This is a genomic window from Achromobacter sp. FW305-C-30-7, assembly GCF_058783105.1.
Genome location: NZ_JBYSYI010000001.1, coordinates 166,584 through 192,262 on the forward strand (window position 1 = coordinate 166,584; position 25,679 = coordinate 192,262).

The following is a 25,679-nucleotide window of genomic DNA, read 5'->3' on the forward strand; positions in this document are numbered from 1 at the left end:
TGTCAGCCACTTGCCCCGCGCCGGCGGGCGTCATTACTGGACCCACGTTGCCGATGAAGAATTTGCCTTACTCCGCTCACTCCCCCGTTGTCTTCACCCGTCGCCTGCTGTCAGGCGCGGTGCTGTCAGCCATGCTGGCAGCTTCGATGCCGGTCTGGGCGCAGCAGGCTCCGGCCGCGGCGCCCGCCGCAGCCGCTGGCGCCGCGGCCCCGGCGCCGAATGCTTCGGCGGTGGTGCCGGTGGGCGACGTCTCGGCCGTGCCGGCCCCCACCATCGCGGCCAAGGCCTGGATCGTGATGGACGTGAACAGCGGCCAGACCCTGGCCGCCTCCAACCCGGACATGAAGGTCGAGCCGGCCTCGCTCACCAAGATCATGACGGCCTACGTCGTGTTCAACGCGCTGGATGAAAAGCGCCTGACGCTGGAGCAGACCGTGCCGGTGTCCGAGCGCGCCTGGCGCACGGGCGGTTCGCGCATGTTCATCGAGCCGCGCAAGCCGGTCACTGTCGATGAACTGAACCAAGGCATGATCGTGCAGTCCGGCAACGACGCCTCCGTGGCCCTGGCCGAGGCCGTGGGCGGCAGCGAGGCCTCGTTCGCTTCGCTGATGAACCAGGAAGCCGAACGCCTGGGCATGCGCAACACCCACTTCATGAACGCGACGGGCCTGCCCGATCCGCAGCACATGACCTCCACGCGCGACCTGGCCATCTTGTCCTCGCACCTGATCACCGATCACCCGGACCACTTCCACTACTACAAGCAGAAGAGCTACACCTACAACAAGATCACCCAGCCCAACCGCAACCGCCTGCTGTGGGCTGACCCCTCGGTGGACGGCATGAAGACCGGCCATACGGATTCGGCCGGCTACTGCCTGGTGTCGACCGCCGTGCGCGGCGACCGCCGCATCCTGGTGGTCGTGGTAGGCACGGACAGCGAAGCCACCCGCGCCGAGGAAAGTCTGAAGCTGCTGAACTGGAGCTTCCAGAACTTCGACACCGTCAAGCTGTTCGATAAGAGCCAGCCTGGCATTGATGCGCGCGTCTGGGAAGGCACGGCTGAAAGCGTCAAGCTCGGCCCGCCCAACCCCGTGTCGATCGCGGTGCCGCGCGGCAAGGCCGGCGACTTGAAGCCGGTGGCGCAGCGCACGGATCCGCTGATCGCTCCGCTGGCCAAGGGCCAGCAGGTCGGCACCCTGCAATTCACGCTGGACGGCAAGGTGCTGCGCACCGAACCGCTGGTGGTGCAGGACGCGGTCGAACGCGCCGGCTTCTTCGGCCGCATGGTCGATACCGTCAAGCGCTGGTTCGAATAATCCTGCCGCGCCGTGGGCGCGGGGGGTGTAAGCTAGCAACGGGCGTTTCGCATGAAACGCCCGTGCTTTATTCACGGGACGGACCAGACGGTTCGTCCCTCTCCATTTCATACTCAGGAGTGCCTCATGATTCCGGGCGTGCCGGGCGAAAGCCAGGTGTATCTCAACGGTGAGTTTCTGCGCGTGGACGAGGCCAAGGTCTCTGTCCTCGACCGCGGCTTCATTTTCGGCGACGGCATCTACGAAGTCGTCCCCGTGTACCAAGGCAATGCGTTCCGCATGGCCGAACACCTCAACCGCCTGGACCGCAGCCTGGCTGCCTTGCGGATTGCCCAGCCTTTCGACCGCGCAGGCTGGATCGACCTGATCCAGCAGCTGCTGGCGCGCACCAACCTGGAAACCTGCATCGTTTACCTGCAGGTGACGCGCGGCGTGGCCAAGCGCGACCACCAGTTCCCCTCGACACCCGTCACGCCGACGGTCTTCGGCATGATCTCGGCCTGGTCGCCGCCGCCTGCCGCCCAGCGCGAGCGCGGCCTCAGCGCCATCAGCATTCCGGACGAGCGCTGGCTGCATTGCGAAATCAAATCGGTGTCCCTGCTGGGCAACGTATTGGCCAAGCAGCAGGCGGTCGATGCCGAGGTCGACGAAGTGGTGCAGTTCCGCGACGGCTACCTGACCGAAGGCTCGTCCACCAATATCTGGGTAGTTTCCGGCGGCAAGCTGTTGGCGCCGCCCAAGAACAACCTGATCCTGGAAGGCATCCGCTACGGCCTGATGGGCGAGCTGGCCGCCGAGGCCGGCATTCCCTTCGAGTCGCGCCCCATCACGCGGCAAGAGGTGGAACAGGCCGACGAGCTGATGCTGTCCTCGGCCACCAAGGAAGTGCTGGCCATCGTGTCGCTGGATGGCAAGCCGGTGGGTTCGGGCAAGCCCGGCCCCGTTTTTGCGCAATTGCGCGCGGGTTATGATGCCCGCATCGCCGCGCTCTAGGCCCGGCATCACCGGGCGGCTCCTGCGGGGCCGCCCCGGCGGCCTTGCCGGCTGGCGGCTTGCCCCCATATACATAGTCTGGCCGCCCCGTGGCACAGCCCTCGGGTGCAGGATCGAGCAGTGGCCGAGCCCTGGGGGGCAACACCTTATAGGCACATCATGCAAAATATTCCGCCCGAAGACTCCCTCATCGAATACCCCAGCGACTTTCCCATCAAGGTCATGGGCAAGCAGCACCCGGAATTCGCGCAGACGCTGACCGAAGTGGTGCTGCAGTTCGACCCTGAGTTCGACGCAGCGACGGTGGAAATGCGGCCCAGCAAGGGCGGCAACTACATGGGCCTGACCTTCACGGTGCGCGCGACCTCGCGCGAGCAGCTGGACGCGCTCTACCGCGCCCTGCACGGCCATCCGATGGTGTCCATCGTTCTCTGACGCAAGAGCAGGACTGCCGTGATCAAGTGGCTCGCGCGGCCGGCCGACTACCTGTCGGTCTGGCACGACATGCAGGCGTACACCAATCTGCGCGGCGCCGATACGCCTGACGAGATCTGGCTCTGTGAACATGCGCCGGTCTACACCTTGGGCCAGGCCGGCCAGCCCCAGCATGTGCTCAACCCCGGAAACATTCCCATCGTCCACTGCGACCGCGGCGGGCAGGTGACCTACCACGGTCCCGGCCAGGTCATGGCCTACGCGCTGTTCGACCTGCGCCGCGCCGACATCTACGTCAAGGAATACGTCAATCTGCTGGAGGGCGCGGTCATCGACACGCTGGCCCAGATGGGCGTGGCCGACGCCTGCCGCAAACCGGGCGCGCCGGGGGTCTACGTGCCCGATCCGGACGGGGGCGAGCTGGCCAAGATCGCCGCGCTGGGCATCAAGATCCGCAATGGCCGGGCTTATCACGGCGTATCGCTGAACGTGCGGATGGACCTGGCGCCGTTTCTGGGGATCAACCCCTGCGGCTATGCGGGCCTGCGTACCGTGGACATGGCGGCCTGCGGCGTGCACCGCGAGCCGACCGAGACAGGCGAGACGCTGGCGCGCAATCTGGCGCAGGCCTGGGACCGCGCAAGGAACAAGACATGAAGAGCTATACCGCGGCCGACGTCGCCGCGACCACGCCTGAAGAGTTGGCGCGCCTGCGCGAGCAGGGGCCGGCCGAGGACTACGCGGCATGGATCCGCGCAGCAGCCGAGCTGGGGCTGATCGAAGCCCAGACCATCTACGGCCAGATGCTGCTGGACGGCGCCGGCGTCGAACGCGATCAGGAACAGGGACTGGCATGGTTCAAGCGCGCTGCCCATGCCGACCATCCCATGGCCATCAACATGGTGGGCCGCTGCTACGAGAACGGCTGGGGCGTGCCGCGCGACGACACGGTCGCGGCCTACTGGTTTCGCCTGGCCGCCGACAAGGGCCTGGACTGGGGCATGTACAACTACGCCCACATGCTGCGCAGCGGCCGGGGCGGCGTGGCGCAGAATTCCGCGGCGGCCCTGGCTCTCTACCAGAAAGCGGCGGACGCAGGGCACGTGAAGTCCATCGGCGTGGTGGGCCGCTACTACGAGGCCGGCGACGTGGTCGAACAGGACCTGGGCCGCGCCTTCGATTGCTACCAGCGCTGTGCCGAAGGCGGCGATTTCCGTGGCATGTTCCATCTGGGCCGCCTGCTCTTGCTGCGTGGCCGCAAGGAAGACGCCGTGCAGTGGCTGATCCAGGTTCCGGAGACGGCCACGCCCGCTTTCCTGCGGGAAGCCAACGGCATGCTCCAGGCCAGCGGCTTTCCGCCGCTGTATGAAGGCATTTCCTAGCCAGGGGGCGGCCGGGGCTGCCAGGGCTGGGCCGCCGGCCACGCCGATACGCCCTAGGTACTGAGCCGTTCCTCGAACACCACGTCGACAATTTCCCGTTCGCCCGTGCCGCGTTCGCCTTCCAGGCGGTCCAGCAGCAACTGGCCGGCGCGCCGGCCCAGGGTCGCGGCGTCGGCGCCCAAAGTGGTCAAGCCCTGCGCCCATTGCGCGGCGCTGCCGTCGTCCGAGTAGCCCAGCACCGCGAGGTCCTGCGGTACCTGCAGGTCGCGGTTGTGGGCTTCGGATACCGCAGCGGCGGCCAGCAGGTCCGTGGTGCAGAACACCGCGTCGAAGATCGTGTTGGTGGCCAGCAGGCGCAGGAAGGCCATGCGGCCGTCGTTCATGTGCTGTACCTCCGGTTGAACGATATCCGCCACCCGTTCCAGTCCGAGCGCGGCCGCGCTGCTGATAAAGCCTTCGCGGCGGGCGCGTTCCCACGGGTTGTCGGTGCTGATGCAGGCGACCCGCGCATGGCGCTTGGCGGCCAGGTGCCGCGCGGCCATGCGGCCGGCTTCCGCGTTGTCGACCACGACAGCGCCGTCCAGCGGCTGGGCGGATGCGCTCCAGGTTTCCACGATGGGGATTTCCAGCGTGGCCAGGACGGCGCGCAGGCCGGGATCGTCCAGCGGGCCTATGCACAGGACGGCGGCGGGACGCAAGTCGCCGAGTCGGGTCAGGCCGGGGGCGTCATGCCAGGGGCCGGCGGCCAGGTAGTAGCCGGCGGGCAACAGCAATTCGGCGCAGGCCTGCGCGGCGCGGGCTGCGGGCGCCCAGTCCAGTCGGGGCGCGATCAGGGCGATGGGGCGGGGCGGGGGCAGGGAAGACATGGGTAAAACCGGCGGATTCGTCAGGCGTGACGATAACCCAGGCCGGTCCGGCCCGAGCGCCCACCGCCTGGGGGACGGAGCCTGCCCGGCGGATTGGGGCGGCGAAGGGTAAAATGCCGTTTTTGTCTCAGACCCGGCACGTCCGCGCGCCGGTCATGAAGGTGCCCCATGTCCACGCTTGTCGAGTCTCCTGTTCCCTCGAACGAATCCGCCGCCGCGCCCGCCGAGGCGGTCTACGATCCGACGCAAAAGCAGAAATCGCAGGCCAAGACCGCGCGCATTCCCATCAAGATCGTCCCGGCTGAGCGCCTGAAAAAGCCCGAGTGGATCCGCGTGAAGGCCGCCGCGCCCGGCTCGCGCTTCTACGACATCAAGCGCATCCTGCGCGAGCACAACCTGCACACGGTGTGCGAGGAAGCGTCCTGCCCGAACATCGGCGAATGCTTCGGCAAGGGCACGGCCACCTTCATGATCATGGGCGACAAGTGCACCCGCCGCTGCCCCTTCTGTGATGTGGGCCACGGCCGCCCGGATCCGCTGGACACCAACGAACCCCTGAATCTGGCGCGCACCATCGCCGCGATGAAGCTGTCCTATGTCGTGATCACCTCGGTGGACCGCGACGACCTGCGCGACGGCGGCGCCGGCCACTTCGTGGATTGCATCACGCACATCCGCGAACTGTCGCCCACCACCCGCATCGAGGTGCTGGTGCCCGACTTCCGCGGCCGCCTGGACCGCGCGCTGACCATCCTGAACGCCGGCCCCCCGGACGTCATGAACCACAACCTGGAAACCGTGCCGCGCCTGTACAAGCAGGCACGCCCGGGCTCGGACTACATGCACTCGCTGAAGCTGCTGGCCGAGTTCAAGCAGCTGCACCCCGAAGTCCCCACCAAGTCCGGCCTGATGCTGGGCCTGGGCGAGACCGACGAGGAAATCCTGCAGGTGATGCGCGACATGCGCGAGCACAACGTGGACATGCTGACCATCGGCCAGTACCTGCAGCCTTCGGAACACCACCTGCCGGTGCTGCGCTACGTGCATCCGGACACCTTCGCCATGTTCGAGCGCGAGGCCTATGCCATGGGCTTCTCGCACGCGGCGGTGGGGGCGATGGTGCGTTCCTCGTACCACGCCGACGAACAGGCCCACGCGGCCGGCGTGAACTGAGTCAGCAGGCCGGCGCGTCGGCGAACGGCGCGCCGTTGCGATCCTTCTCGGACAGCAGGGGCGGCTGCTGGCAGGGCCAGGCGATCGCCAGTTGCGGATCGTCCCAGCGTATGCAGCGCTCGTGCTGCGGTGCGTAATAGTCCGTGGTCTTGTACAGGACCTCGGCAAATTCGGAAAGCGTCAGGAAGCCGTGGGCGAAGCCTTCCGGGATCCACACCTGGCGCTTGTTTTCGGCGCTGAGCAAGGTGCCGACCCATTGCCCGAATGACGGCGAATCGCGCCGCAGATCCACCGCGACGTCGAAGATCTCGCCCGCGCATACGCGCATGAGCTTGCCCTGGGGTTGTTCGACCTGGTAATGCAGGCCGCGCAAAACGCCGCGGGCGGAGCGTGAATGGTTGTCCTGCACGAAGTTGCGCTGCAGCCCCGTTGCCGCCTCGAACACGGCCTGGTTGAAACTCTCGAAGAAAAAGCCGCGCTCGTCGCCCAGTACCCTGGGTTCCAGGAGCAAGACGTCGGGAATGGCGAGCGGGGTGGCTTTCATCAAAATGCGGGCTTGCCGGATTGGCTGAGTTGATCCAGGGTGCGATCCACCTGTTCGGTCCATGATGGCATACGCAGTTGCAGCGCGTGCGACAGTTTGGCTGTATCCAGCGTGGAATTGCTCGGCCGCTGCGCGGCTCCGGGATAGTCCCGCGCCGCGATCGCATGGATCTGTTCCGGGGCCAACATCAGGCTGGCGCCGCGCGCGGCGGCTCCGGCAACGATGTATCTTGCATAGGCATGCCAGTTGGTCGAACCGGCGGCGGCCAAGTGATAGGTCCCAGCGGGCAACCGCCCCGCGCAATGTTGCCGGATCGCCAGGGCCGTAACGTCGGCGACGAATGTAGCCGATGTGGGCGCTCCATGCTGGTCGGACACCACGTTCAGGCTTTGGCGCTCCAGCGCCAGGCGCAGCATGGTGTTCAGGAAGTTCTTGCCATGCCGCGAATAGACCCAGCCGATCCTGAACACCAGCGCATCGCAACCCGTGGCCTGGATGGCCCGCTCGCCCGCAAGTTTGGTGCTGCCGTACACGTTCAGGGGGTTGGGCCCATCGGTTTCCGAGTAGGGCCGCTGTTGGGCGCCGTCGAACACATAGTCGGTCGAAAAATGGACCAGCAGGGCGCGGGCGGCCTGGGCGTGGCGAGCCAGCGTGGCCACCGCCAGCGCATTGACCCGAGTGGCGGTCTCCCGATCGTTTTCGGCCGCATCCACTGCTGTGTAGGCGGCTGCGTTGACGATCACATCGGGCCGGCAGGACGACAAGACCGCGAGCAGTGCATCCTGATCGCGCAGATCCGCGCCGTCGCGGCCCAGCGCCACGATCTCTCCAAAGGGGAGCAGGGCGTGGCACAGTTCGCGGCCGACCTGGCCGTCCTTGCCCAGCAATAAGATCTTCACGCGGCCCTTGCTAAGTTCCGTACCGTTCTTTGGCCTGGCCGCGCAGGACGCGTCCCGGGCGCGAGACTATTTGCGCGCCTGGGCGCCCGCCCAGAACGTGTCTTTCTGTCCCGCATGCTGGTTTATACAACGCGCCAGCACGAACATCAGGTCCGACAGCCGGTTCAGGTATTGCCGCACGGGCGGGTTCACCTGGTCGATCCGGGCCAGCGCCACTACGGCCCGTTCGGCCCGGCGGCACACTGTGCGCGCTACGTGCGCTTGCGCCGAACCGCGCGAGCCGCCCGGCAGGATGAATTCGCGCAGAGGCGGCAGGGCCGCGTTGTAGTGGGCCAGGCGCGCGTCCAGGCGGGCGATGTGCTCGTCCGTCAGGGCGGTGTGGCCGGGGATGCAGAGTTCCGCGCCCATGTCGAACAGGTCGTGCTGGATGCCCAGCAGGTCCGTGGCTATTTCGGCGGGCAGGTCCTCGGTCAGCAGCACTCCGATGACGCTGTTCAGTTCGTCGACGTCGCCCATCGCTGCGATGCGCGGGGCGTCCTTGGGCGTGCGTGATCCGTCCCCAAGACCCGTGGTGCCGTCGTCTCCCGTGCGGGTGGCGATGACGGATAAGCGGTTGGCCATGGGAACTCCTGAAATGAGTGACGAAAGGTAGGGGTTTTGCGTCCAGCCATGAATATTGGCGGCGCGCTCCGCGCGTTCCGCAATCAACTGTCAGAATTGTTGCGTCAGGGCGGGGGAACTGTTGCACAAGGGCGGTATCCTAGCACTATGGAAAGCGGGGACGCCGGTCCCGCGCTGCCCCTGCAATCGGAGGATATCTGCATGATTTTTGACCGCAAGTATGCAATGCCCATGGCTGCCGCCGCGGCGGTGGCCGTCGTCACGCTGGCCGCGCCGTTGGCGTTCGCGCAGCAGGCCGACGCCAGCGGGGAAGTGCGGCGGGTGGATCCGGCCGCCGGCAAGGTCACGATCAAGCACGACGCAATCAAGCCGCTGGACCTGCCCGCCATGACGCTGGTCTATGAGGCGGATCCGGCGCTGCTGGCCAAGATCAAGGCGGGCGACAAGGTGCGCTTCACGGCGGTCCGCAAGGACGGCAAGTACATCGTGACCGCGATTACCAACTAGCCGCCATCAGGCCGGGTACGCAAGTCCACACATTGCGCGGGCTTGCAGCACCCAGGACGCGCGCTTGTCCCGGGCGCTCCAGCAGTAAAAAAACGCCGTCCGCTGCCCTGAGGCTGCGGACGGCGTTTTGCCGGGGGCGCTGCGCGCCCGCGGTTTACAGCACGTAGCGCGCCAGGTCCTGGCTGCTGGCGGCTTCCGCCAGTTGCGCGTTGACGTAGGCAGCGTCGATCTTCACGTTCTTGTCGCTGCTGGCGGTGGCGTCGAACGACAGCTCGTCGAGCAGCTTCTCCATCACCGTGTACAGGCGGCGGGCGCCGATGTTCTCGGTGGTTTCGTTGACCTCGAAGGCCAGCTCGGCCAGGCGGCGCACGCCTTCTTCCGTGAACTCCAGCTGCAGGTCCTCGGTGGCCATCAGCGCGGTGTACTGCTTGGTCAGCGACGCGTCCGTGTCGGACAGGATGCGCACGAAGTCCTCGGCGGTCAGCGATTCCAGTTCGACGCGGATCGGGAAGCGGCCCTGCAGTTCAGGGATCAGGTCCGAGGGGCGCGACAGGTGGAAGGCGCCGGACGCGATGAACAGGATGTGGTCGGTGCGGACCATGCCGTAGCGCGTGTTGACGGTGGTGCCTTCGACCAGCGGCAGCAGGTCGCGCTGCACGCCTTGGCGCGAGACGTCCGCGCCGCCGGATTCCTGGCGGGCCGCGATCTTGTCGATTTCGTCCAGGAAGACGATGCCGTTCTGCTCGACGTTGTTGATCGCCACGGTGCGCAGGTCTTCTTCGTTGACGCGCTTGGCGGCTTCTTCGTCGACGATCAGCTTGAAGGCTTCGCGCACCTTCATCTTCTTGGGCTTTTTCTTGTCGCGGGCCATGCCGGCGAACATGCCGCGCAGCTGCTCGGCCATTTCTTCCATGCCGGGGGGCGTCATGACGTCCATCTGCGGCGCGGCCTGGGCGACTTCGATCTCGATTTCGAGGTCGTCGATCTTGCCTTCGCGCAGGCGCTTGCGGAAGGTCTGGCGGGCGCTGTTGTCCTCTCCGCGTTCCGGTTCGCCGGAGGCGCCGCGCGGGGGCGGCACCAGGGCGTCCAGGATGCGGTCTTCGGCGGCATCTTCAGCCTGGGTGCGCACGCGGCGCATTTCCAGCTCGCGCGTCTGCTTGATCGAATATTCGGTCAGGTCGCGGATGATGGTGTCGACGTCGCGGCCCACGTAGCCCACTTCGGTGAACTTGGTGGCTTCGATCTTGATGAAGGGCGCGTTGGCCAGCTTGGCCAGGCGGCGCGCGATCTCGGTCTTGCCCACGCCGGTGGGGCCGATCATGAGGATGTTCTTGGGGTGGATTTCGTGGCGCAGGGGTTCGGCGACCTGCTGGCGGCGCCAGCGGTTGCGCAACGCCACGGCCACGGCGCGCTTGGCGCGGTTCTGGCCGACGATGTACTTGTCGAGTTCGGAGACGATCTCTCCGGGCGTCATGTTGGATGCGGACATGAGGGCGGATCCTTGAAGCTAGGGCGGGCTGGGGTGGCGGCCGCGGCGCGCCGGGCGCGCCGCGTGGCGGGCGTCAGTCGCCCAGCGTTTCGATGACGTGGTTCTGGTTGGTGTAGATGCAGAGGTCGCCGGCGATTTCCAGCGATTGCTTGACGACGGCCTCGGGCGAAAGTTCGGTGTTGCGCAGCAGCGCCAGCGCGGCCGATTGGGCGTAGGCGCCGCCGGAGCCGATGGCCGCCAGGCCGTGTTCCGGTTCGAGCACGTCGCCGTTGCCGGTCAGCACCAGCGTGTGCTCGGCATCGGCCACGATCAGCATGGCTTCCAGGCGGCGCAGGACGCGGTCGGTGCGCCAGTCGCGAGTCAGTTCGACCGCGGCGCGCATCAGGTTCCCCTGGTGCTTTTCCAGCTTGGCCTCGAAGCGTTCCTGCAGGGTGAACGCGTCGGCGGTGGCGCCGGCAAAGCCGGCCAGAATCTTGTCGTGGTACAGGCGGCGAATCTTGCGGGCGGTGCCCTTGATGACGATGTTGCCCAGGGTGACCTGGCCATCGCCGCCCAGTGCGACGCGGTTGCCGCGGCGCACGCACACGATGGTGGTGGCGTGAAATTGTTCCATGCGTTCCTTCCTATGAAGGGATTAGCTGGGGGCGGTTACGGGGAAATCAAGGCAGCACGCCTGTGTCCCTTTGAGGGCCGGCCAAAAGAAAAAAGGCCATGCTGGAAACCAGCATAGCCTTTCAGCGTAGGGGCTGAATACGGGACGGATCAGTCGCCGTAGAGCTTCTGGCGCATCTCGCGGCGTTCCTGCGCTTCGAGCGACAGGGTGGCCGTGGGGCGGGCCAGCAGGCGCGGGATGCCGATGGGTTCACCGGTTTCCTCACACCAGCCGTATTCGCCGCTGTCGATGCGGGCGATGGACTGTTGCACCTTCTTCAGCAGCTTGCGCTCGCGGTCACGGGTGCGCAGCTCCAGGGCGTGTTCTTCCTCGATCGTGGCGCGGTCGGCGGGATCGGGCACGAACTGCGTTTCACGCAGGTGCTCGGTGGTTTCGCCGGCGTTGGCCAGGATGTCCTGCTCGAGTTGTTTGAGCCGTTCCTTGAAGAACGCCAGTTGGCGTTCGTTCATATAGTCGGACTCGGGCATGGCCAGCAATTCCTTCTCGCTGGGCAGATCAATCGCCGTATCGCTCGTCGACTTGCTTGATTTCTTGGTTGCTGCCTTGGTAGCCATGAAAACACTCCACTATGAATCGATCCTGGCGCGGGCGTCCATTCCCGGTCCGTATTACTTGCTGCCTACGCTATTCGTACCTCACAGTACTGCCTTCGTCGCATCACGTCACGTCAGGAAGGGGGATTACCCCGCCAGGCACTGCTCCAAGCCCCGGGTGAAAATCTCCTGGGGCAGCTTACGGCCGATGAAAACCATCTTGGTGGACGGTTTTTCGGCTGCGGTCCACGGCTTGCCGGGTTCGGCGCCCATCATCATGTGCACACCCTGGAACAACATGCGGCGGTTGATGCCCTTCATGTACAGGATGCCCTTGTAGCGCATCAGGTCGGGACCATAGACCTGCACCACGCCACCCAGGAATTCCTCAAGGCGCGCGGGATCGAACGGCTTGTTGGAACGGAACACGAACGCGCCGATTTCGTCGTCGTGCTGGTGATGGTGATGATGGTGGGCATGATTGCAATGCGCCCCGCAGTCGCCTTCGTGATCATGGTCGTGATCGTGGCCGTGGTCATGTCCATGATCGTGGTCATGGCCATGGTCGTGGGCGGCGTCGGGGTGCTCATCGGCCAGGAACTGCGGGTCGATGTCCAGAATGGAATTCAGGTTGAAGCCGCTGATGTCGATGATGGACTTCAGGTCGACTTCGCCGAAGTTGACCGGCGTGATCGGCGCGCGCGGGTTCATGTGAACCAGGCGGTGGCGCAGCGCTTCGTAGTCGACTTCGTTGACCAGGTCGCGCTTCGAGATCAGGATGCGGTCGGCGAAACCGACCTGCTTCTGGGCTTCAGGCTGGGCGTCGAGGGTGGCCATGCCATGCTTGGCGTCGACAACCGTGACCACCGCGTCCAGGCGGTAGTACTCGGCGATGTCGTCATCCATGAAGAACGTCTGGCACACGGGGCCGGGGTTGGCCATGCCGGTCGTTTCGAGGATGACGCGTTCGAAATTCAGTTCGCCGGCTTCGCGCTTGGCGCGCAGCTCGGACAGGGTGCGCATCAGGTCGCCGCGCACCGTGCAGCAGACGCAGCCGTTGGACAGTTCGATGATTTCTTCGTTGCTGTCCTGCACCAGCAGGTCGTTGTCGATGCTTTCCGGCCCGAACTCGTTTTCGATGACCGCGACGCGGCGGCCATGGTATTCGGTCAGGATGCGTTTGAGCAGGGTGGTCTTGCCCGCACCGAGAAAGCCGGTGAGGATGGTGACGGGAACCATTTTGTCCAAACTGCGCGGGGTGTTCATGGCGAAGCTGCTAGCGTGAAGTCAAGGCGTTAAACAGGAACTCTCGGCGGGGATCGCAACCCTGTCTTGGAACGCCGTCTTGCGACGCTTGAACGGGGTTTCCCAGTCTTTGCCGGAGGATGTTTGCCGCAGGCTGCATGGGCCGCCTGCAGCGGCCGGACGCAGGATTACAGCACAGTCGGGGGCAGGGGGCAAACCCAGGGTCAACCCTGGGGCCGTAGCCATCCAGATGGCGTCCGTACGCCCTCAAGTATCGGGCGATACCACTATTTGGGGGCGGTTTGCCGGATTTCAAGAGCGCGATGCGCGCATCTGGATGAAGGGCCGCGCCGCAGGCTTGCGCCCGATGGCGGAGAGCCGGGGGCGGGCTGCCCGCCGGCACTAGTTCTTAATGATGGTGATGGCCGTGGCCGGCATCTGCGGCGGGTTGCTTCTGCTGGCACTGGGGGCACAGCGCGCGGATTTCGGTTTCGTGCGTGGCCAGGGCATAGCCGGTCTGGGCGACGCGTTCGGCCAGTTGGCGGCTCATGGCGGGGTCGGATACTTCCGCGACCGCGCCGCAGCCCGTACAGACCACCAGCAGGTCATGGGGCGCGCCGCCCGCGTCGTGGCAGGCGCTCCAGGCGTTGACCGCGTCTAGGCGGTGGATCAGGCCCTCGTCCATCAGGAAGTCCAGTGCGCGGTACACGGTCGGGGGCGCGGCGCCCGGATGCACGGCGCGCATCGCGTCCAGCAACTCATAGGCCTTCAGACTGCGGCCGTGGCGCAGCAGCAGTTCCAGCACCTTGCGGCGGATAGGAGTAAGGCGGCGCCCGCGCTGCTCGCACAGCGCTTCGGCGACGCTGAGCTGGGCGCCGACGGTATCGCTGCGAGGGGTGCGGGGCGGTGCGGACATGGCTGACTTTATCTCTATGGAAAACGCGCGCGATGCGCGCGAGATGCCTGGAAGGTAGCAGAAAACATCCAGATGCGGGCGAACGCGGGGGAATCAAGCTTTTTAGTTATGATATAACATAATAAAACTTGGCCGCAGCCGCTATCTGTCTCCGCATTCTTTCCATGTCCCATTTCACGCTTTTGCCCCGGACGCCCGCAACCGCGCGCCGGCAAAACCTCACGCCGCGTTCCGCCTTCCTCGTTTCCGCCTGGCGCCGCATGGCCGCCGCCCTGGCCGCGGCCGCCGTCCTGTGGGCCCTGACCGGCTGGGCGCTGGACTGGTGGCCGCGATGAACGCGCCGGTCACGATCGAACTGGCCGACGCTTCCTTCGGCTGGCATGGACATGCCGCGCTCAAATCGGTGTCGGGGCGTTTCGCCGCCGGCGGCATGACCGCCGTGGTGGGGCCGAATGGCGCCGGCAAGTCCACCCTGATCAAAGGCATCATGGGCGTGCTGCGTCCCATGGCTGGCAGCGTGCGGATCAGCGGCGCGGGCCGGTCGGAATTGGCCTGGCTGCCCCAGGCCGCCGAGCTGGACCGATCGTTTCCGGTGTCGGTGCTGGACCTGGTGGCCATGGGCGCCTGGAGGCGCGTGGGCGGATGGCGCCGGTATGCGAACGAGGAGCTGGACCGTTGCATGGACGCGCTGGAAACCGTGGGCATGGCCGACGCGGCCGGACGCGGCGTGGACGCGCTGTCGGGCGGACAGATGCAGCGCGCGCTGTTTGCGCGGATGCTGGTGCAGGATGCGCCCGTGCTGCTGCTGGACGAACCCTTCTCCGCGGTGGACAGCCACACGGCGGACGACCTGATGGCCTTGCTTTGCGGCCTGCACGGCCAGGGCCGCACCGTGATCGCGGTGCTGCACGACCTGGATCTGGTGCGCGACCATTTTCCCGAATGCCTGCTGCTGTCTGGATCGGTCGTGGCCTGGGGCGACACCGAGAACGCTTTGGACGACGCGCACCTGAAGCGGGCGCGGCAATGGCACGCGGAGAGCCGCGCATGAGCCTGGCGCAATGGGTGCTGTCGCCCTTCCTGGACTACGGCTTCATGCGGCGCGCGCTGGCCGGCGCCTGCGCCCTGTCGCTGGGCGCCGCGCCGCTGGGCGTGTTCCTGGTGCTGCGGCGCATGAGCCTGATGGGCGACGCCATGTCGCACGCCATCCTGCCCGGGGTGGCGGCGGGCTTTCTGCTGGCCGGCCTGTCGCTGGGGGCGATGATGCTGGGCGGCATCGCCACGGGACTGGCCGTGGCCCTGCTGGCGGGGTTGGTGGCGCGCCTCACGCCATTGCGCGAAGACGCCAGCTTCGCGGCGTTTTACCTGATATCGCTTGGGCTGGGCGTGCTGCTGGTGTCGCTGCGCGGCTCCAACATGGATCTGCTGCATGTGCTGTTCGGCACGGTGCTGGGGCTGGACGATGCGGCGCTGCTGCTGGTCACCGCCACGGCCAGCGCGACCTTGCTAGCGCTGGCCGCGATTTACCGGCTGCTGGTGGCCGAATGCCTGGATCCTGGCTTCCTGCGCGCCAGCGGTGGCGCGGGAGGTTGGGTGCACATGGGCTTCCTGGTGCTGGTGGTGGTGAACCTGGTGGCGGGCTTTCAGGTGCTGGGCACGCTCATGGTGGTCGGCATCATGATGCTGCCTGCCGCCGCCGCGCGCTTCTGGGTCCGCTCGGCCGCCCGCCAGATTCCGCTGGCCGCGGGCCTGGGCGTGGCGGCTTCGACGGCTGGCCTGCTCATTTCGTATCACTTCAACGTGCCGGCCTCGCCCGCCATCATTCTGGCGGCGGGCGCCTGCTATCTGTTTTCCATCGTGGGCGGCCCGCAAGGCGGGCTGCTGCCGGCGCGGCGCCGCATGCGCCGGGTCTGATTCATCCAACAGGAGATACGCCATGCGTTTCAATTCCCTGGTGCGCCGCCGCGCGCTGCTGGCCATGGCAGGCCTGTGCCTGTCGGCGTGGTTCGGAACCGCGCAGGCCGCCGAGCCGTTGAAGGTCGTCGCCAGCTTTTCCATCCTGGGCGACATCGTGCGGGAAGTGGGCGGAGACGACGTCAGCGTCGCTACGCTGGTGGGGCCGGACGGTGACGCGCACGAGTACGAGCCGACGCCGGGCGACGCCAAGAAGCTGGCCGCGGCACGCGTGCTGTTCGTCAACGGCCTGGACTTCGAGACTTGGATGCCGCGCCTGGCGAAGGCGTCGGGTTTTGCCGGCGCCACCGTGGTCGCCTCGCAGGGCGTGAAGCCGCGCAAGTTCGCGGGCGGCGGGCACGATGATGACGACCACGACCACGACCACGACCACGACCATGACCATGGCCATGGCCACCAGCATGGCGGCGCAGATCCGCATGCATGGCAGAACCTGGCCAACGGCGCCATCTATGCGCGCAACGTCGCGGAGGGGCTGGCAGCTGCGGATCCGGCGCGGGCGGACGCCTATCGTCAGCGCGCGCGGACCTATGCCGCGCGCTTGCAGGCGCTGGACGCGCAGATCCGCAAGACTTTTGCCGCGATCCCGGCCGAGCGCCGCAAGATCGTGACCTCGCACGATGCCTTCGGCTATTTCGGCGATGCCTACGGCGTGGCGTTCATCCCCGCCATGGGCGTGTCCACGGATGCGGAACCCGCGGCCGGCGAGGTGGCGCGCATCATCGAACAGGTCAAGCGCGAGCGCGTGCCGGCGGTGTTCGTGGAGAACATCAGCAGCCCCCGGCTGGTCCAGCAGATTTCCCGCGAAACCGGCGCCAAGGTGGGTGGTACGCTTTATTCCGATGCCCTGTCCAAGCCCGGACAGCCCGGCGCCACCTACCTGGAAATGTTTGAATGGAACGCACGTCAGCTTGCCGCGGCCATGCAGCCCTGACCGCGGCAGCAATGTTGCTGGCGGCCGGCGCGGCCAGCGCGCACCCGCATATGTGGATCGATGCCCGCGCGGCAATCGATATCGATGGACAGCAGCGCATCACGGCGGTGCGGCAAGTCTGGCGGTTTGACGAGATGTTCGGCGCCTACGCCACGCAGGGATTGAAGAAGGGCAAGGACGGTTCGCTGTCGCCCGAGATCCTGCAGGGTATGGCGCGGGATTGGATGCAGGCGCTGGGCGAGCCTATCTCGCATTACTTCACGCGCGTCACCGTGGATGGCAAGACGGCGGCCTTCGCAGCCCCGCAGGACGCGCGCGTCGACTGGAATCCGAAGACGACGCGGCTGACGCTGTCCTTCACCTTGCCGCTGGCCACGCCGGTGGCGCCGGGCGTCGGCGGCGCGCAGGTGGACATCTACGATCCCACCTATTTCGTGGCCTACGCCTTCGATGAAAACGGCGCGGTTTCGCTCGGCGGGCAGGATGCCAAAGCCTGCACCTCAGCCTACCGCAAGCCCAAGGAACTGGATTGGAAAACCATGCAGCAACTGGCCGCGATCCCGGCCGACCCGGACGCCTTGCCGGACGAGCTTTTCGCCATCACCAAGGGGCTGACGCATCGTATCGAAGTGCGGTGCGAGTAGCGCTCGCGTTGTTGGCCGTGCTGTTGTTGGGCGCAGCCGGTGCGGTCGCGGCGCAGGGCGCGCACCCCTTCGGCGTGCCTGAGAGCGGCGCGGGCATGGGCGGGCCGGGCTGGCTGGCCGGTTTCTTCGGCCAGGTGTCCGTCTGGCAAAGCCATTTCTACCGGCAGCTGACGGGCGCGGTGCGCGCCTGGCAGGCGGACGGCGGCGCGGCCTGGGCCTTGATCGGGCTGTCGTTCGCCTACGGCGTGTTCCATGCGCTGGGGCCGGGGCATGGCAAGGCGGTGATCTCTTCCTATGTGCTGGCCAACCGCCAGACCGCGCGCAACGGCGCGCTGCTGGCGCTGGCGTCCGCGCTGATCCAGGCGCTGGTGGCGATTGTGCTGGTGGCAGTGCTGGCGCTGATCTTCAACGCTACCGCCGCAACGATGAACAACGCGACGCGCTGGCTGGAGCTAGGCTCCTATGCGCTGGTGGCATTGCTGGGTGCGTGGCTGGTGTGGGTCAAGGCGATCATTCCGTTGCTGCGGTCCCGCGCGCGGCGCGCATCCGGGGATTCCATGCATGAGCACGAGCACTACAACAGCCAGGCCCGCAGTCGCGGGCAGGGCCGGCAGCATTTGTTGCAGCATGCTCACACTCACGCCCCTGTCCATCACCACCACGATCACCATCACGACCACGATTGCGGCTGCGGTCACGCGCATGTGCCCGCACCCGAACAGGTGTCAGGTCCGCTGAACTGGCGCCGCGCGGGAACGGCGATCCTGGCCGTGGGCCTGCGCCCCTGCAGCGGCGCGCTGATCGTGCTGGTGTTCGCCCTGGCGCAGGGCTTCTTCCTGGCCGGCGTGGCCTCGGCCCTGGCGATGGGCCTGGGCACTGGGTTGACGGTGGCGGCGCTGGCCTGCCTGGCGGTCGCGGCCGGCGGCGCGGCCACGCGTATCGGCAGCCGGCTGTCCGGCGCGGGGGCGGCGCGCCTGCGTTACGGCGTGGAAGCGTTGGCTGCTTTGGCGGTGCTGTTGCTGGGTGTGATGCTGCTGGGCGGTGTGATCGCCGGAGGCGGTTAAGGCCAGCGCTATGAGCGTGCGGCGCCGCTCACGTCTGACGAAGCGGACCCGAGACGTTCAGGATTTACGCCCGGCGCGAGGATGCGCCTGGTCGTAGGCGCGGGCCAGATGCTGGAAATCCAGCCGCGTGTAGATCTGGGTGGTGGAGATGTTGGCGTGGCCCAGCATTTCCTGCACGGCGCGCAGGTCCTGCGCGGACTGCAGCACATGGCTGGCGAAGCTGTGGCGCAGCACGTGCGGATGCACATGCGTGGGCACGCCGGCCTGTTGCGCGATGCGCGCCAGCTGCAGCTGCACCACGCGCGGCGAGATGCGGCGTCCGCGTGCGCCCAGGAACAGCGCGGCCGCGTCCTCGGGCTGCGTGGTGAAGGGCGTGAGCTGCGGGCGCACCGCGATCCATTTGCGCAGGGCCTCCAGGGCGGCCTGGCCCACGGGCACCGAGCGGCGCTTGCCGCCCTTGCCCAGCACGATGACCTCGGCCTCTTCCAGGCTCAGCCAGCCGCGCGATTCATAGTTGCCGGAACGTTCGTAGCGCAGGTCCAGCCCGACCAGCTCCGACAGCCGCAGACCGCTGGAATAGAGCAGTTCGAGCATGGCCTGATCGCGTAGCGCGGCAGGTTCGGTCGCGACTTGCGCGGGCGCGCGGTCCAGCAGGGCCTGGGTCTGTTCAACGGACAAGGCTTTGGGCAGGCCGCGCGGCGCCTTGGGGGCGCGCACGCCCGCCACGGGATTGCCTGCGAGTTCGATGGCCGGGGCCCACCATTGATAGAAGCCGCGCCAGGCCGCCAAGGTGCGCGCCAGGCTACGTGGCCCGCGCCCCTGGGCATGCAGGCGCGCCACGAACTGGCGGATGTGGCCGTTGCCGATCTTGTCCAGCGGCAGCTTGGCGTGGTCGGCAAGCTCGCGCAGGAAATGCAGTTCGCGGCGGTAGCCGTCCAGCGTATGGGGCGAATAGCGCCGGTTGGTTTCCAGATGGCGCAGCCAGGCGCTCATCGCGTCCGGCAGGGGAGTTTCGGGCGGGGCCGTGTCCTGCGCTTGCGTGGTTTTCGGCATGGCGTCCGCCCGTGTCGCCGCTAGGCCTTGGGTGAGGCCGGATTCAGGCGATGCAGCGCCGCCGAAGCCAGCTGGCTGATGGATTCCAGGAAGGTCGTGCCCATTTCGGGGGTGAAGCGTTCGGCGTCGTCCGAGCCCAGCACCAGCAGGCCGACGGCAGGGCCGTCCGCTTCCAGGCGCAGCGGCACCAGCGCCAGCGACTTGGGCTTGGCGTCCAGCCAGCCGGCCGCTTCGAATTCGGTGTCGGTGCCGCAGTAGGGCGTCTTCAGACTGTCGGTAAAGGCGCGCACGTCCTGGGTGACGGGCTCGCCGTAGCCGGTGGCGGGCAATTCGGACAGGTCCCACAGGCGCAGCGCCACGTGGTTCAGTTCGAATTGTTCGGCCAGCCCCAGGGCGATTTCGCCCGGCACATGCTGCGGATCGCATTCGGACAGCAGGCGGCAGCACCATTTGGCCACGTGCGTGCCGATGCTTTCATTGGCGCTGGCGTTGCGCACCAACTCGTTCAGGCGCCATTCGAGTTCGCGGTTGCGCTCGCGCAGGGTCAGGATCTGGCGTTCGCCCAGCGAAATGGCGCGCGAGCCGTGCGGATGCGGCACCTGCAGCGTGGCGAAGACATCTGCGTGATCGTCGAAGAACCCAGGATTGTCTTGCAGGAAAGCAGCGATGTCCTGGGCGGTAATAGCGGTATCAGTCATGGCTTATCGGTTCAGTCCCATGGAGAAGACGAGCTTGTCGATGTCGACCTGCCCCGTGAAGACGGACTCGGCAGGGCCCGTCATGCGCAGTTGCTCGCCGTTCCAGGCGACGGTCAGCACGCCGCCGCGCGCTTGCACGCGCACCGGCGAGTCCAGCAGGCCGCGGCGGATGCCGGCCGCGACGGCGGCGCAGGCGCCGGTGCCGCAGGCCAGCGTTTCGCCGGCGCCGCGTTCGAACACGCGCAGGCGGATGTTGTTGCGGTCCACGATCTGCATGAAGCCGGCGTTGACGCGGCGCGGGAAGCGCGGATGGGTTTCGATCAACGGCCCGAGGATGGCTACGGGCGCGGTGTCGACGTCGTCCACGACCTGCACGGCGTGCGGGTTGGAAATGGCCACGGCGGACAGCGCGACCGTGCGCGGCAGGCCGGCGGGCGCGTCCAGCTCCAGTTCCCACAGCGTGTCCTGTCCTTCGACGCGCGAGGCCAGGCCGGCGGTGTCGAAAGGCAGGGCGGCGGGTTCGAAGCGCGTGCTGCCCATGTCGACGGTGACTTGCTCGTCGTCGCCCTGGTCCAGCACCAGAATGCCGGTGGCGATCTCGGCGCGCAGCGGGTTGCGGTCGGACAGGCCTTGCTCATGCACGAAGCGCACGAAGCAGCGCGCGCCGTTGCCGCAGTGCTCAACTTCGCTGCCGTCGGAATTGAAAATGCGATAGCGGAAATCGGCGTCGGGCCGCGTCGTGCGCTCGACCAGGAGGATCTGGTCGGCGCCGATGCCGAAATGCCGGTCGCCCAAGGCGCGGGCGCGCTCGGGCGTCATGTCGATGGTCTGGCGGACCCCGTCGAGCACGACGAAATCATTGCCCGCGCCATGCATTTTGGTGAAGTTCCAGTTCATCACCGGATTATCGCCCATATTGGGGCGCGAGCGGCGCGGGCCGCGGACTCAGTAGAGTTTGGGCTCGCCCGGCGGACGCGTCTTGAAGCGCCGGTGGACCCAGTAGTACTGGCTGGGGCAGCGGCGGACCCAGGATTCCAGCTCGCGGTTCAGGCGGGCGGTGGCATCTTCCAGCGAATCAGTTCCCGGAAAGTCGGCCAGCTGGGGCAGAACTTCGATGTGATAGCGGCCGGTATCCGGATTCCAGAAGCCCAGGACCGGCAGTACCGCCGCATCCCATTTCTTGGCCAGTTGGGCGGTTGCCAGCAGAGTGGCCGCCTGGATGCCGAAGAAGGGCACGAATACCGAGCCCTGGCGGCCGAAATCCATATCGGGCAGGTAATAGATAGGGCGGGGCGCGCGCAGATGGCGGATCAGTTCACGCACGCCGTCCTTGCGGCTGACCAGGTAAGCCTCATTGAAACGAGCCCGTCCGGCGGCCATGACGGCGTCGATGTTGGGGTCGCTTTGCGGGGTATACATGGTGGCGGCGCTGGGGATATCCATCGTCAGCCGGGTGCCGCCCGCGTCCATGGCGATGAAATGGGGCGCCAGCAGGATCACCGACCGGCCTTGGGCGATCAGCTCGTTGACTTCGTCCACGCCGCTGAGCGTCACCATCTCCCTGACAGCCTCGGGCGTGCCGTACCAGAGCACGCCGCGGTCGACGATGGATTGCGCCAGCGCGCGGAAGTGGTCTGCGACCCACTGTTCGCGGACCTGTTCGGGCTGCTCGGGAAAGCACAGCTCAAGATTGCGGCGCACGATGCGCGCGCGCGATTTGACCAGCCGTGGCGCCAGCCAGCCCAGGCCCGCGCCGATGCGCAGCCGCGTCGATGGCTTGATGCGGGCGAACCATTTCAACAGGGATACCAGCGCGCGCGTTTTGAAATTAGTCATAGGGTAAGGAAAGTGGAGCGGACGGGGCGCGGTGCTTCAGTTGACTGGGGATGCAGTGTCGGCGGCAGGTGCCGGCGGTGCGCCGCGCGGCGTCTTGTAGCGGTTGTAGCTCCAGAGGTATTGCTCCGGGCAGCGGCGGATCAGCGTTTCCATGGCGGCGTTGAGCAGCGCGGCTTGCGCTTCGGCGTCGGCAGGCAGCGGCTCCGGCACGCGCACGTAATGGATGCGCCAGCCCCGGCCCCCCGGCAGCCGTTCGCCCGCGGTCAGGATGATGGGTACGTTCGTCTGCGTGGCCAGCTTGCCCGGCAGCGTCATGGTGTAGGCCATGCGCCCGAAGAACGGGGCCCAGACGCCGTCGCCCACGCTGGGCGCCTGGTCGGGCAGCATGCCCACGGACTCGCCGCGGCGCAGGGCGCGCACGAACTCGCGCACCCCTTGCATATTGGCCGGCACGGCATTGACGGCCGAAGTGTTGCGAGCGGTTTCCAGCAGCGGCGCCAGGATGTCCTTGCGCGGCGGGCGGAACATGACCGTCATGGGCATCTGGCGGGCCAGGTAACGGGCCGTGATCTCGAAGCAGCCCAGGTGCGGCGTCAGGAACAGAATGCCGCGGTTTTCCGCGCGGGCCGCGCTGACCACCTCGTTGTCGTCGGAGATCACCTGGGCCAGGCTTTGTTCATTGCGGAACCAGACGCGCGGGCTTTCCAGGATCATGGCGCCGATTTCGCCCGCGGCGCGGCGCGCGAAGGCCGGGTCGGGGTAGCCGGCCTGGACCGCGTTGGCTTGCAGGCGCTGCCGGTATTTGCCTGGCCAGGCGTAGATCGCGCGCCCGGCGAGGCGCCCCGCGGCGTGCGCGACGGACAGGGGCAGGGCGGCGAATAATCTGAACAGGAAGAGCAGCATGCGGCAGGAAAGTGGGACGGGCGGGAAGTGCGCCTGGGGCAGGGGGAATATGCTTAGACCCCTGGCTTTGGCGGCAGAACCGCATTTTCGCTTAAAATAGCGCAGTCGCCGAGTTAACCGACAACTTGCGGGGCGACGGCAAGGGTGTAGCGCTTTGCGTGCCTTTTGCCAAATCCGCTAAAGCGTCGCGCCCAGATTTGCGTATGTCATGCGGTCGGGGGTGCAACGCGCCTCGTGAACCTATGCGCCGGCTAAGCCGGCCACCAAGGACGCATCTGTGGCCAATAACGACTTTCTCTTTACTTCCGAATCCGTCTCCGAAGGGCATCCCGACAAGGTTGCCGACCAGATATCCGACTCGATTCTGGACGCGATCTTCACGCAGGACCCGAATGCGCGCGTCGCAGCCGAGACGCTCTGCAACACCGGCCTGGTAGTGCTGGCCGGCGAGATCACCACCACCGCCAACGTCGACTATATCCAGGTCGCGCGCGATACGATCCGCCGCATCGGCTACGACAATACCGAATACGGTATCGACTACAAGGGCTGCGCGGTGCTGGTCGCCTACGACAAGCAGTCGCCGGACATCGCCCAGGGCGTGGACCGCAGCTCCGAGGACTACCTGAACCAGGGCGCGGGCGACCAAGGCCTGATGTTTGGCTATGCCTGCGACGAAACGCCTGACCTGATGCCCGCCCCGATCTGGTACGCGCACCGCCTGGTGCAGCGCCAGAGCGAGCTGCGCAAGGACGGCCGCCTGCCGTGGCTGCGTCCCGACGCCAAGTCGCAAGTGACGTTCCGCTACATCGACGGCCGCCCGGCGGAAGTCGACACGGTGGTGCTGTCGACCCAGCACGCGCCGGAAGTCTCGCAAGAGACCATCCGCGAAGCGGTGATCGAAGACATCATCAAGCCCAGCTTCCCCGAAGGCCTGATCACGCCGCAGACGAAGTTCCTGGTCAACCCGACTGGCCGCTTCGTCATCGGCGGTCCGCAAGGCGATTGCGGCCTGACCGGCCGCAAGATCATCGTCGACACCTACGGCGGCGCTTGCCCGCACGGCGGCGGCGCGTTCTCGGGCAAGGATCCGTCCAAGGTCGACCGTTCGGCTGCCTACGCCGCCCGCTACGTGGCCAAGAACATCGTGGCCGCTGGCTTGGCGCGCCAGTGCCAGGTGCAGGTCAGCTACGCTATCGGCGTGGCCGAGCCCATCAACATCACCGTGTACACGGAAGGCACCGGCGTCATTCCTGACGACCAGATCGCCAAGCTGGTGCGCGAGCACTTCGACCTGCGTCCGAAGGGCATCGTCAACATGCTGGATCTGCTGCGCCCGATCTATGCCAAGACCGCCGCCTATGGTCACTTCGGCCGCTCCGAGCCGGAATTCTCGTGGGAAGCCACGGACAAGGTGCAGGATCTGAAGAAGGCCGTGTAAGCCTTTCTGATTCTGTAAGCACAGCCCCCGCACTGCGGGGGCTTTTTCTTGCGTGCGGGGTTTACAGGCCCCAGGTCGACAGGTCGGGCCGGCGCGGCGCCGGGTCCAGCACCGGCTCCAGCGCGACAGCGCAGTCCAGCAGTGCGGCGTCGCCGCCGGCGGGCGCCAGCAGTTGCACCGCCATGGGCATGCCCTCGGTATCAAAGCCCGCCGGCAGCGAGATGGCGGCCGCGCCCAGGAAGTTGGCGGGACGCAGCAGCTTGCCCAGGCCGGCGTGGCGTGTGTCGTCGGCGTCCAGCGCTTGCGCGGCCTGGTCGCAGGCGGGCATCAGCAGGGCGTCCAGGCCCTGCATGGCCTGCGCGAACGCGGCCATGTCGGCGGCGCGGCGTTGCAGTGCGGCTTCGTAGTCGGCCTGCGTGATGCGGCCGCCGGACGCGATGCGCTTGCGCACCACTTCCCACAGCGGCGTGGCCGGGTCTTCTGCCAGCGCGCCGTAATAGCGGTAGGCCTCGTATGCGAGCACCACGGAGTTGTCGTCGGCCATGCGGGCGAACGACAGGGCCGCGGGCGGATGCCAGGGAGTAGGCGCGTAGCCGGCCTGCGCCAGGTTTTCCTCGGCCTCGCGCCAGGCCCGCAGGCCGGCGTCTGCCAAGGGGGCGGGCCAGGCTTCGGGGGCCAGCACCGCTACCGGGCCCGGGCCGCGCGCGGCAGGCTGGCGCAAGGCCGCGATGGCGCTTGCGGGAAAGTCCAGCGTGGCCGGGTCGCCGATGTCGGGGCCAGCCAGCAGTTTCGTCAGCAGGCGGGCGTCGGCCACATTGCGCGTGATCGGACCCAGCACGTCCAGGGTGTCAGACAGCGGCAGACAGCCGTCGCGGCTGATCACGCCGGTGGACGGCTTGAAGCCGACCAGGCCGTTCAGCGCCGCCGGCGCGCGCACCGAGCCGCCGGTGTCGCCGCCCAGCGCCAGTGGCGCCAGGCCTGCGGCCACGGCCACGCCCGCGCCGCTGGACGAGCCGCCCGGCGCGCGCGCCGTCTGCGCGTCCCAAGGGTTGCGCGCCGTGCCTTGCGTGGGGTTCTGGCCCGACAGTCCAAAGGCGAACTCGGTCATGCGTGTTTTGCCCAGCACCACCATGCCCTGCGCGGCCAGCTTTTGCAGCGGGGCTGCCGTGGCGTCGCTGATGCGCCCCTGCAGGGCGAGTGACCCCAGGCAGACGCTCACACCCTCCCATTGCACGCTGTCCTTCACCGCCACCGGCACGCCATGCAAGGGACCCAGCAGCATGCCCGCCGCGAGCAGGCGGTCGGCGGCCTCGGCCTGGGCCAGCGCGCGCTCGGCCGTGACTTCGCTGTAGGCGGCGAGCGCGGGAGCGCGCTCGATGCGGTCCAGGAAGTGGGTGGTGACCTGACGCGAACTCAGTTCGCGCCGGCGGATGGCGCCGGCCAGGGCCTGGGCGTCTTGGAAGTGCAGGGCGGTGTCTTGTGCTGGCATGGGTCTCATCGGAAAAGAAAAAGCTTTCCGGTCCTGGGGGAACCGGAA

General features: G+C 67.1%; 29 protein-coding genes. 14 read left to right on the forward strand and 15 right to left on the reverse strand.

From position 1 onward, the window contains the following. The first annotated feature begins 53 nt into the window (after positions 1-53). The 5 genes from AC3WOB_RS00845 to AC3WOB_RS00865 all read left to right on the forward strand — a co-directional run bounded on the left by AC3WOB_RS00845 (position 54) and on the right by AC3WOB_RS00865 (position 4,129). A complete protein-coding gene (locus tag AC3WOB_RS00845; RefSeq protein ID WP_454696918.1) occupies positions 54-1,319 on the forward strand; it encodes a D-alanyl-D-alanine carboxypeptidase family protein in 1,266 nt (421 codons plus the stop codon). Between the two features lie 126 nt (positions 1,320-1,445). Beyond that, a complete protein-coding gene (locus AC3WOB_RS00850; protein ID WP_207472681.1) occupies positions 1,446-2,312 on the forward strand; it encodes a D-amino acid aminotransferase in 867 nt (288 codons plus the stop codon). A gap of 159 nt (positions 2,313-2,471) precedes the next feature. Continuing rightward, on the forward strand, positions 2,472-2,747 hold the full coding sequence (locus AC3WOB_RS00855) for a YbeD family protein (RefSeq protein WP_013396847.1): 276 nt from the start codon (positions 2,472-2,474) through the stop codon (positions 2,745-2,747). An 18-nt stretch (positions 2,748-2,765) separates the two neighbouring features. Then, positions 2,766-3,404: a lipoyl(octanoyl) transferase LipB gene (lipB, locus tag AC3WOB_RS00860; protein ID WP_013396846.1), complete on the forward strand. Its 639-nt coding sequence runs from the start codon at positions 2,766-2,768 to the stop codon at positions 3,402-3,404. Continuing rightward, positions 3,401-4,129: a tetratricopeptide repeat protein gene (locus AC3WOB_RS00865; protein WP_492273909.1), complete on the forward strand. Its 729-nt coding sequence runs from the start codon at positions 3,401-3,403 to the stop codon at positions 4,127-4,129. Before lipB ends, AC3WOB_RS00865 begins: the two co-directional genes overlap by 4 nt. Before the next feature lie 53 nt (positions 4,130-4,182). Here the strand turns inward: AC3WOB_RS00865 and AC3WOB_RS00870 are convergent, their stop codons facing one another. Beyond that, positions 4,183-4,995, reverse strand: coding sequence for a substrate-binding domain-containing protein (locus tag AC3WOB_RS00870; protein WP_492273910.1), 813 nt, complete (start codon positions 4,993-4,995; stop codon positions 4,183-4,185). A 168-nt stretch (positions 4,996-5,163) separates the two neighbouring features. On the opposite strand from AC3WOB_RS00870, the gene lipA reads away from it, so the two are divergent. Next, positions 5,164-6,168 (forward strand): lipoyl synthase, encoded by a 1,005-nt coding sequence (gene lipA / locus AC3WOB_RS00875; RefSeq protein WP_013396843.1) that lies wholly within the window; start codon positions 5,164-5,166, stop codon positions 6,166-6,168. Between the two features lies 1 nt (position 6,169). On the opposite strand, the gene rfbC is transcribed toward lipA, so the two are convergent. From rfbC to AC3WOB_RS00890, 3 genes are all read right to left on the reverse strand, one after another. Next, positions 6,170-6,712, reverse strand: a complete 543-nt coding sequence (gene rfbC, locus AC3WOB_RS00880; RefSeq protein WP_492273911.1) for a dTDP-4-dehydrorhamnose 3,5-epimerase — start codon at positions 6,710-6,712, stop codon at positions 6,170-6,172. After that, positions 6,712-7,611, reverse strand: coding sequence for a dTDP-4-dehydrorhamnose reductase (gene rfbD / locus AC3WOB_RS00885; RefSeq protein WP_013396841.1), 900 nt, complete (start codon positions 7,609-7,611; stop codon positions 6,712-6,714). Before rfbD ends, rfbC begins: the two co-directional genes overlap by 1 nt. 66 nt (positions 7,612-7,677) lie before the next feature. Continuing rightward, complete coding sequence (locus tag AC3WOB_RS00890; RefSeq protein WP_492273912.1) at positions 7,678-8,232, reverse strand: cob(I)yrinic acid a,c-diamide adenosyltransferase; 555 nt, start codon at positions 8,230-8,232, stop codon at positions 7,678-7,680. 201 nt (positions 8,233-8,433) lie between these two features. On the opposite strand from AC3WOB_RS00890, the gene AC3WOB_RS00895 reads away from it, so the two are divergent. Further along, entirely contained in the window at positions 8,434-8,739 is a 306-nt protein-coding gene (locus AC3WOB_RS00895; protein WP_041656766.1) for a copper-binding protein, read from the forward strand. 154 nt (positions 8,740-8,893) lie between these two features. Here the strand turns inward: AC3WOB_RS00895 and hslU are convergent, their stop codons facing one another. From hslU to AC3WOB_RS00920, 5 genes are all read right to left on the reverse strand, one after another. Further along, positions 8,894-10,228, reverse strand: a complete 1,335-nt coding sequence (gene hslU / locus AC3WOB_RS00900; protein WP_013396838.1) for an ATP-dependent protease ATPase subunit HslU — start codon at positions 10,226-10,228, stop codon at positions 8,894-8,896. 73 nt (positions 10,229-10,301) lie between these two features. Then, complete coding sequence (hslV, locus tag AC3WOB_RS00905; protein ID WP_013396837.1) at positions 10,302-10,841, reverse strand: ATP-dependent protease subunit HslV; 540 nt, start codon at positions 10,839-10,841, stop codon at positions 10,302-10,304. A gap of 149 nt (positions 10,842-10,990) precedes the next feature. After that, positions 10,991-11,455, reverse strand: a complete 465-nt coding sequence (dksA, locus tag AC3WOB_RS00910) for an RNA polymerase-binding protein DksA (RefSeq protein WP_006389752.1) — start codon at positions 11,453-11,455, stop codon at positions 10,991-10,993. A 126-nt stretch (positions 11,456-11,581) separates the two neighbouring features. Next, positions 11,582-12,700, reverse strand: a complete 1,119-nt coding sequence (locus AC3WOB_RS00915) for a CobW family GTP-binding protein (protein ID WP_492273913.1) — start codon at positions 12,698-12,700, stop codon at positions 11,582-11,584. 388 nt (positions 12,701-13,088) lie between these two features. Continuing rightward, positions 13,089-13,595 (reverse strand): Fur family transcriptional regulator, encoded by a 507-nt coding sequence (locus AC3WOB_RS00920; RefSeq protein ID WP_013396835.1) that lies wholly within the window; start codon positions 13,593-13,595, stop codon positions 13,089-13,091. A gap of 164 nt (positions 13,596-13,759) precedes the next feature. On the opposite strand from AC3WOB_RS00920, the gene AC3WOB_RS00925 reads away from it, so the two are divergent. From AC3WOB_RS00925 to AC3WOB_RS00950, 6 genes are read left to right on the forward strand one after another with little or no spacing between them, the layout of a single operon-like run. Next, positions 13,760-13,930, forward strand: a complete 171-nt coding sequence (locus AC3WOB_RS00925) for a hypothetical protein (RefSeq protein WP_492273914.1) — start codon at positions 13,760-13,762, stop codon at positions 13,928-13,930. Continuing rightward, on the forward strand, positions 13,927-14,646 hold the full coding sequence (locus AC3WOB_RS00930; RefSeq protein WP_041654531.1) for a metal ABC transporter ATP-binding protein: 720 nt from the start codon (positions 13,927-13,929) through the stop codon (positions 14,644-14,646). Before AC3WOB_RS00925 ends, AC3WOB_RS00930 begins: the two co-directional genes overlap by 4 nt. Then, complete coding sequence (locus AC3WOB_RS00935; protein ID WP_013396833.1) at positions 14,643-15,509, forward strand: metal ABC transporter permease; 867 nt, start codon at positions 14,643-14,645, stop codon at positions 15,507-15,509. The genes AC3WOB_RS00930 and AC3WOB_RS00935 overlap by 4 nt, the downstream gene beginning before the upstream one ends. A 22-nt stretch (positions 15,510-15,531) precedes the next feature. After that, complete coding sequence (locus AC3WOB_RS00940) at positions 15,532-16,503, forward strand: metal ABC transporter substrate-binding protein (RefSeq protein ID WP_492273915.1); 972 nt, start codon at positions 15,532-15,534, stop codon at positions 16,501-16,503. After that, positions 16,464-17,147: a DUF1007 family protein gene (locus AC3WOB_RS00945; protein WP_492273916.1), complete on the forward strand. Its 684-nt coding sequence runs from the start codon at positions 16,464-16,466 to the stop codon at positions 17,145-17,147. The genes AC3WOB_RS00940 and AC3WOB_RS00945 overlap by 40 nt, the downstream gene beginning before the upstream one ends. Then, a complete protein-coding gene (locus AC3WOB_RS00950) occupies positions 17,138-18,211 on the forward strand; it encodes a nickel/cobalt transporter (RefSeq protein WP_013396830.1) in 1,074 nt (357 codons plus the stop codon). Before AC3WOB_RS00945 ends, AC3WOB_RS00950 begins: the two co-directional genes overlap by 10 nt. Before the next feature lie 57 nt (positions 18,212-18,268). Here the strand turns inward: AC3WOB_RS00950 and xerC are convergent, their stop codons facing one another. The 5 genes from xerC to AC3WOB_RS00975 are packed head-to-tail and all read right to left on the reverse strand — an operon-like array spanning position 18,269 to position 22,701. Continuing rightward, positions 18,269-19,264: a tyrosine recombinase XerC gene (xerC, locus tag AC3WOB_RS00955; protein ID WP_492273917.1), complete on the reverse strand. Its 996-nt coding sequence runs from the start codon at positions 19,262-19,264 to the stop codon at positions 18,269-18,271. A 20-nt stretch (positions 19,265-19,284) separates the two neighbouring features. Beyond that, positions 19,285-19,962, reverse strand: coding sequence for a DUF484 family protein (locus AC3WOB_RS00960; protein ID WP_492273918.1), 678 nt, complete (start codon positions 19,960-19,962; stop codon positions 19,285-19,287). A gap of 3 nt (positions 19,963-19,965) precedes the next feature. Further along, complete coding sequence (gene dapF / locus AC3WOB_RS00965; protein ID WP_492273919.1) at positions 19,966-20,877, reverse strand: diaminopimelate epimerase; 912 nt, start codon at positions 20,875-20,877, stop codon at positions 19,966-19,968. A gap of 30 nt (positions 20,878-20,907) precedes the next feature. Continuing rightward, a complete protein-coding gene (locus AC3WOB_RS00970) occupies positions 20,908-21,798 on the reverse strand; it encodes a lysophospholipid acyltransferase family protein (protein WP_492273920.1) in 891 nt (296 codons plus the stop codon). Positions 21,799-21,834: 36 nt separating this feature from the next. Beyond that, entirely contained in the window at positions 21,835-22,701 is an 867-nt protein-coding gene (locus AC3WOB_RS00975; protein WP_492273921.1) for a lysophospholipid acyltransferase family protein, read from the reverse strand. 277 nt (positions 22,702-22,978) lie between these two features. On the opposite strand from AC3WOB_RS00975, the gene metK reads away from it, so the two are divergent. Next, positions 22,979-24,142, forward strand: a complete 1,164-nt coding sequence (gene metK, locus AC3WOB_RS00980; RefSeq protein ID WP_013396824.1) for a methionine adenosyltransferase — start codon at positions 22,979-22,981, stop codon at positions 24,140-24,142. A gap of 61 nt (positions 24,143-24,203) precedes the next feature. Here metK and AC3WOB_RS00985 read toward each other — a convergent pair whose 3' ends face one another. Continuing rightward, on the reverse strand, positions 24,204-25,631 hold the full coding sequence (locus tag AC3WOB_RS00985) for an amidase (RefSeq protein ID WP_492273922.1): 1,428 nt from the start codon (positions 25,629-25,631) through the stop codon (positions 24,204-24,206). Between the last annotated feature and the right edge of the window lie 48 nt (positions 25,632-25,679).

Excerpts from the sequence above, each read along its gene's own strand:
- AC3WOB_RS00850 (WP_207472681.1), top strand. The coding sequence starts at position 1,446 with ATGATTCCGGGCGTGCCGGGCGAAAGCCAGGTGTATCTCAACGGTGAG.
- AC3WOB_RS00845 (WP_454696918.1), top strand. The coding sequence starts at position 54 with ATGAAGAATTTGCCTTACTCCGCTCACTCCCCCGTTGTCTTCACCCGT.
- lipA (WP_013396843.1), top strand. The coding sequence starts at position 5,164 with ATGTCCACGCTTGTCGAGTCTCCTGTTCCCTCGAACGAATCCGCCGCC.
- hslV (WP_013396837.1), bottom strand. The coding sequence starts at position 10,841 with ATGGAACAATTTCACGCCACCACCATCGTGTGCGTGCGCCGCGGCAAC.
- AC3WOB_RS00895 (WP_041656766.1), top strand. The coding sequence starts at position 8,434 with ATGATTTTTGACCGCAAGTATGCAATGCCCATGGCTGCCGCCGCGGCG.
- AC3WOB_RS00870 (WP_492273910.1), bottom strand. The coding sequence starts at position 4,995 with ATGTCTTCCCTGCCCCCGCCCCGCCCCATCGCCCTGATCGCGCCCCGA.
- rfbC (WP_492273911.1), bottom strand. The coding sequence starts at position 6,712 with ATGAAAGCCACCCCGCTCGCCATTCCCGACGTCTTGCTCCTGGAACCC.
- AC3WOB_RS00985 (WP_492273922.1), bottom strand. The coding sequence starts at position 25,631 with ATGCCAGCACAAGACACCGCCCTGCACTTCCAAGACGCCCAGGCCCTG.
- AC3WOB_RS00975 (WP_492273921.1), bottom strand. The coding sequence starts at position 22,701 with ATGCTGCTCTTCCTGTTCAGATTATTCGCCGCCCTGCCCCTGTCCGTC.
- hslU (WP_013396838.1), bottom strand. The coding sequence starts at position 10,228 with ATGTCCGCATCCAACATGACGCCCGGAGAGATCGTCTCCGAACTCGAC.
- xerC (WP_492273917.1), bottom strand. The coding sequence starts at position 19,264 with ATGCCGAAAACCACGCAAGCGCAGGACACGGCCCCGCCCGAAACTCCC.
- AC3WOB_RS00925 (WP_492273914.1), top strand. The coding sequence starts at position 13,760 with ATGTCCCATTTCACGCTTTTGCCCCGGACGCCCGCAACCGCGCGCCGG.
- AC3WOB_RS00940 (WP_492273915.1), top strand. The coding sequence starts at position 15,532 with ATGCGTTTCAATTCCCTGGTGCGCCGCCGCGCGCTGCTGGCCATGGCA.
- AC3WOB_RS00945 (WP_492273916.1), top strand. The coding sequence starts at position 16,464 with ATGGAACGCACGTCAGCTTGCCGCGGCCATGCAGCCCTGACCGCGGCA.
- AC3WOB_RS00855 (WP_013396847.1), top strand. The coding sequence starts at position 2,472 with ATGCAAAATATTCCGCCCGAAGACTCCCTCATCGAATACCCCAGCGAC.
- dapF (WP_492273919.1), bottom strand. The coding sequence starts at position 20,877 with ATGGGCGATAATCCGGTGATGAACTGGAACTTCACCAAAATGCATGGC.
- AC3WOB_RS00930 (WP_041654531.1), top strand. The coding sequence starts at position 13,927 with ATGAACGCGCCGGTCACGATCGAACTGGCCGACGCTTCCTTCGGCTGG.
- AC3WOB_RS00960 (WP_492273918.1), bottom strand. The coding sequence starts at position 19,962 with ATGACTGATACCGCTATTACCGCCCAGGACATCGCTGCTTTCCTGCAA.
- AC3WOB_RS00915 (WP_492273913.1), bottom strand. The coding sequence starts at position 12,700 with ATGAACACCCCGCGCAGTTTGGACAAAATGGTTCCCGTCACCATCCTC.
- AC3WOB_RS00935 (WP_013396833.1), top strand. The coding sequence starts at position 14,643 with ATGAGCCTGGCGCAATGGGTGCTGTCGCCCTTCCTGGACTACGGCTTC.
- AC3WOB_RS00890 (WP_492273912.1), bottom strand. The coding sequence starts at position 8,232 with ATGGCCAACCGCTTATCCGTCATCGCCACCCGCACGGGAGACGACGGC.
- AC3WOB_RS00865 (WP_492273909.1), top strand. The coding sequence starts at position 3,401 with ATGAAGAGCTATACCGCGGCCGACGTCGCCGCGACCACGCCTGAAGAG.
- AC3WOB_RS00920 (WP_013396835.1), bottom strand. The coding sequence starts at position 13,595 with ATGTCCGCACCGCCCCGCACCCCTCGCAGCGATACCGTCGGCGCCCAG.
- AC3WOB_RS00970 (WP_492273920.1), bottom strand. The coding sequence starts at position 21,798 with ATGACTAATTTCAAAACGCGCGCGCTGGTATCCCTGTTGAAATGGTTC.
- dksA (WP_006389752.1), bottom strand. The coding sequence starts at position 11,455 with ATGGCTACCAAGGCAGCAACCAAGAAATCAAGCAAGTCGACGAGCGAT.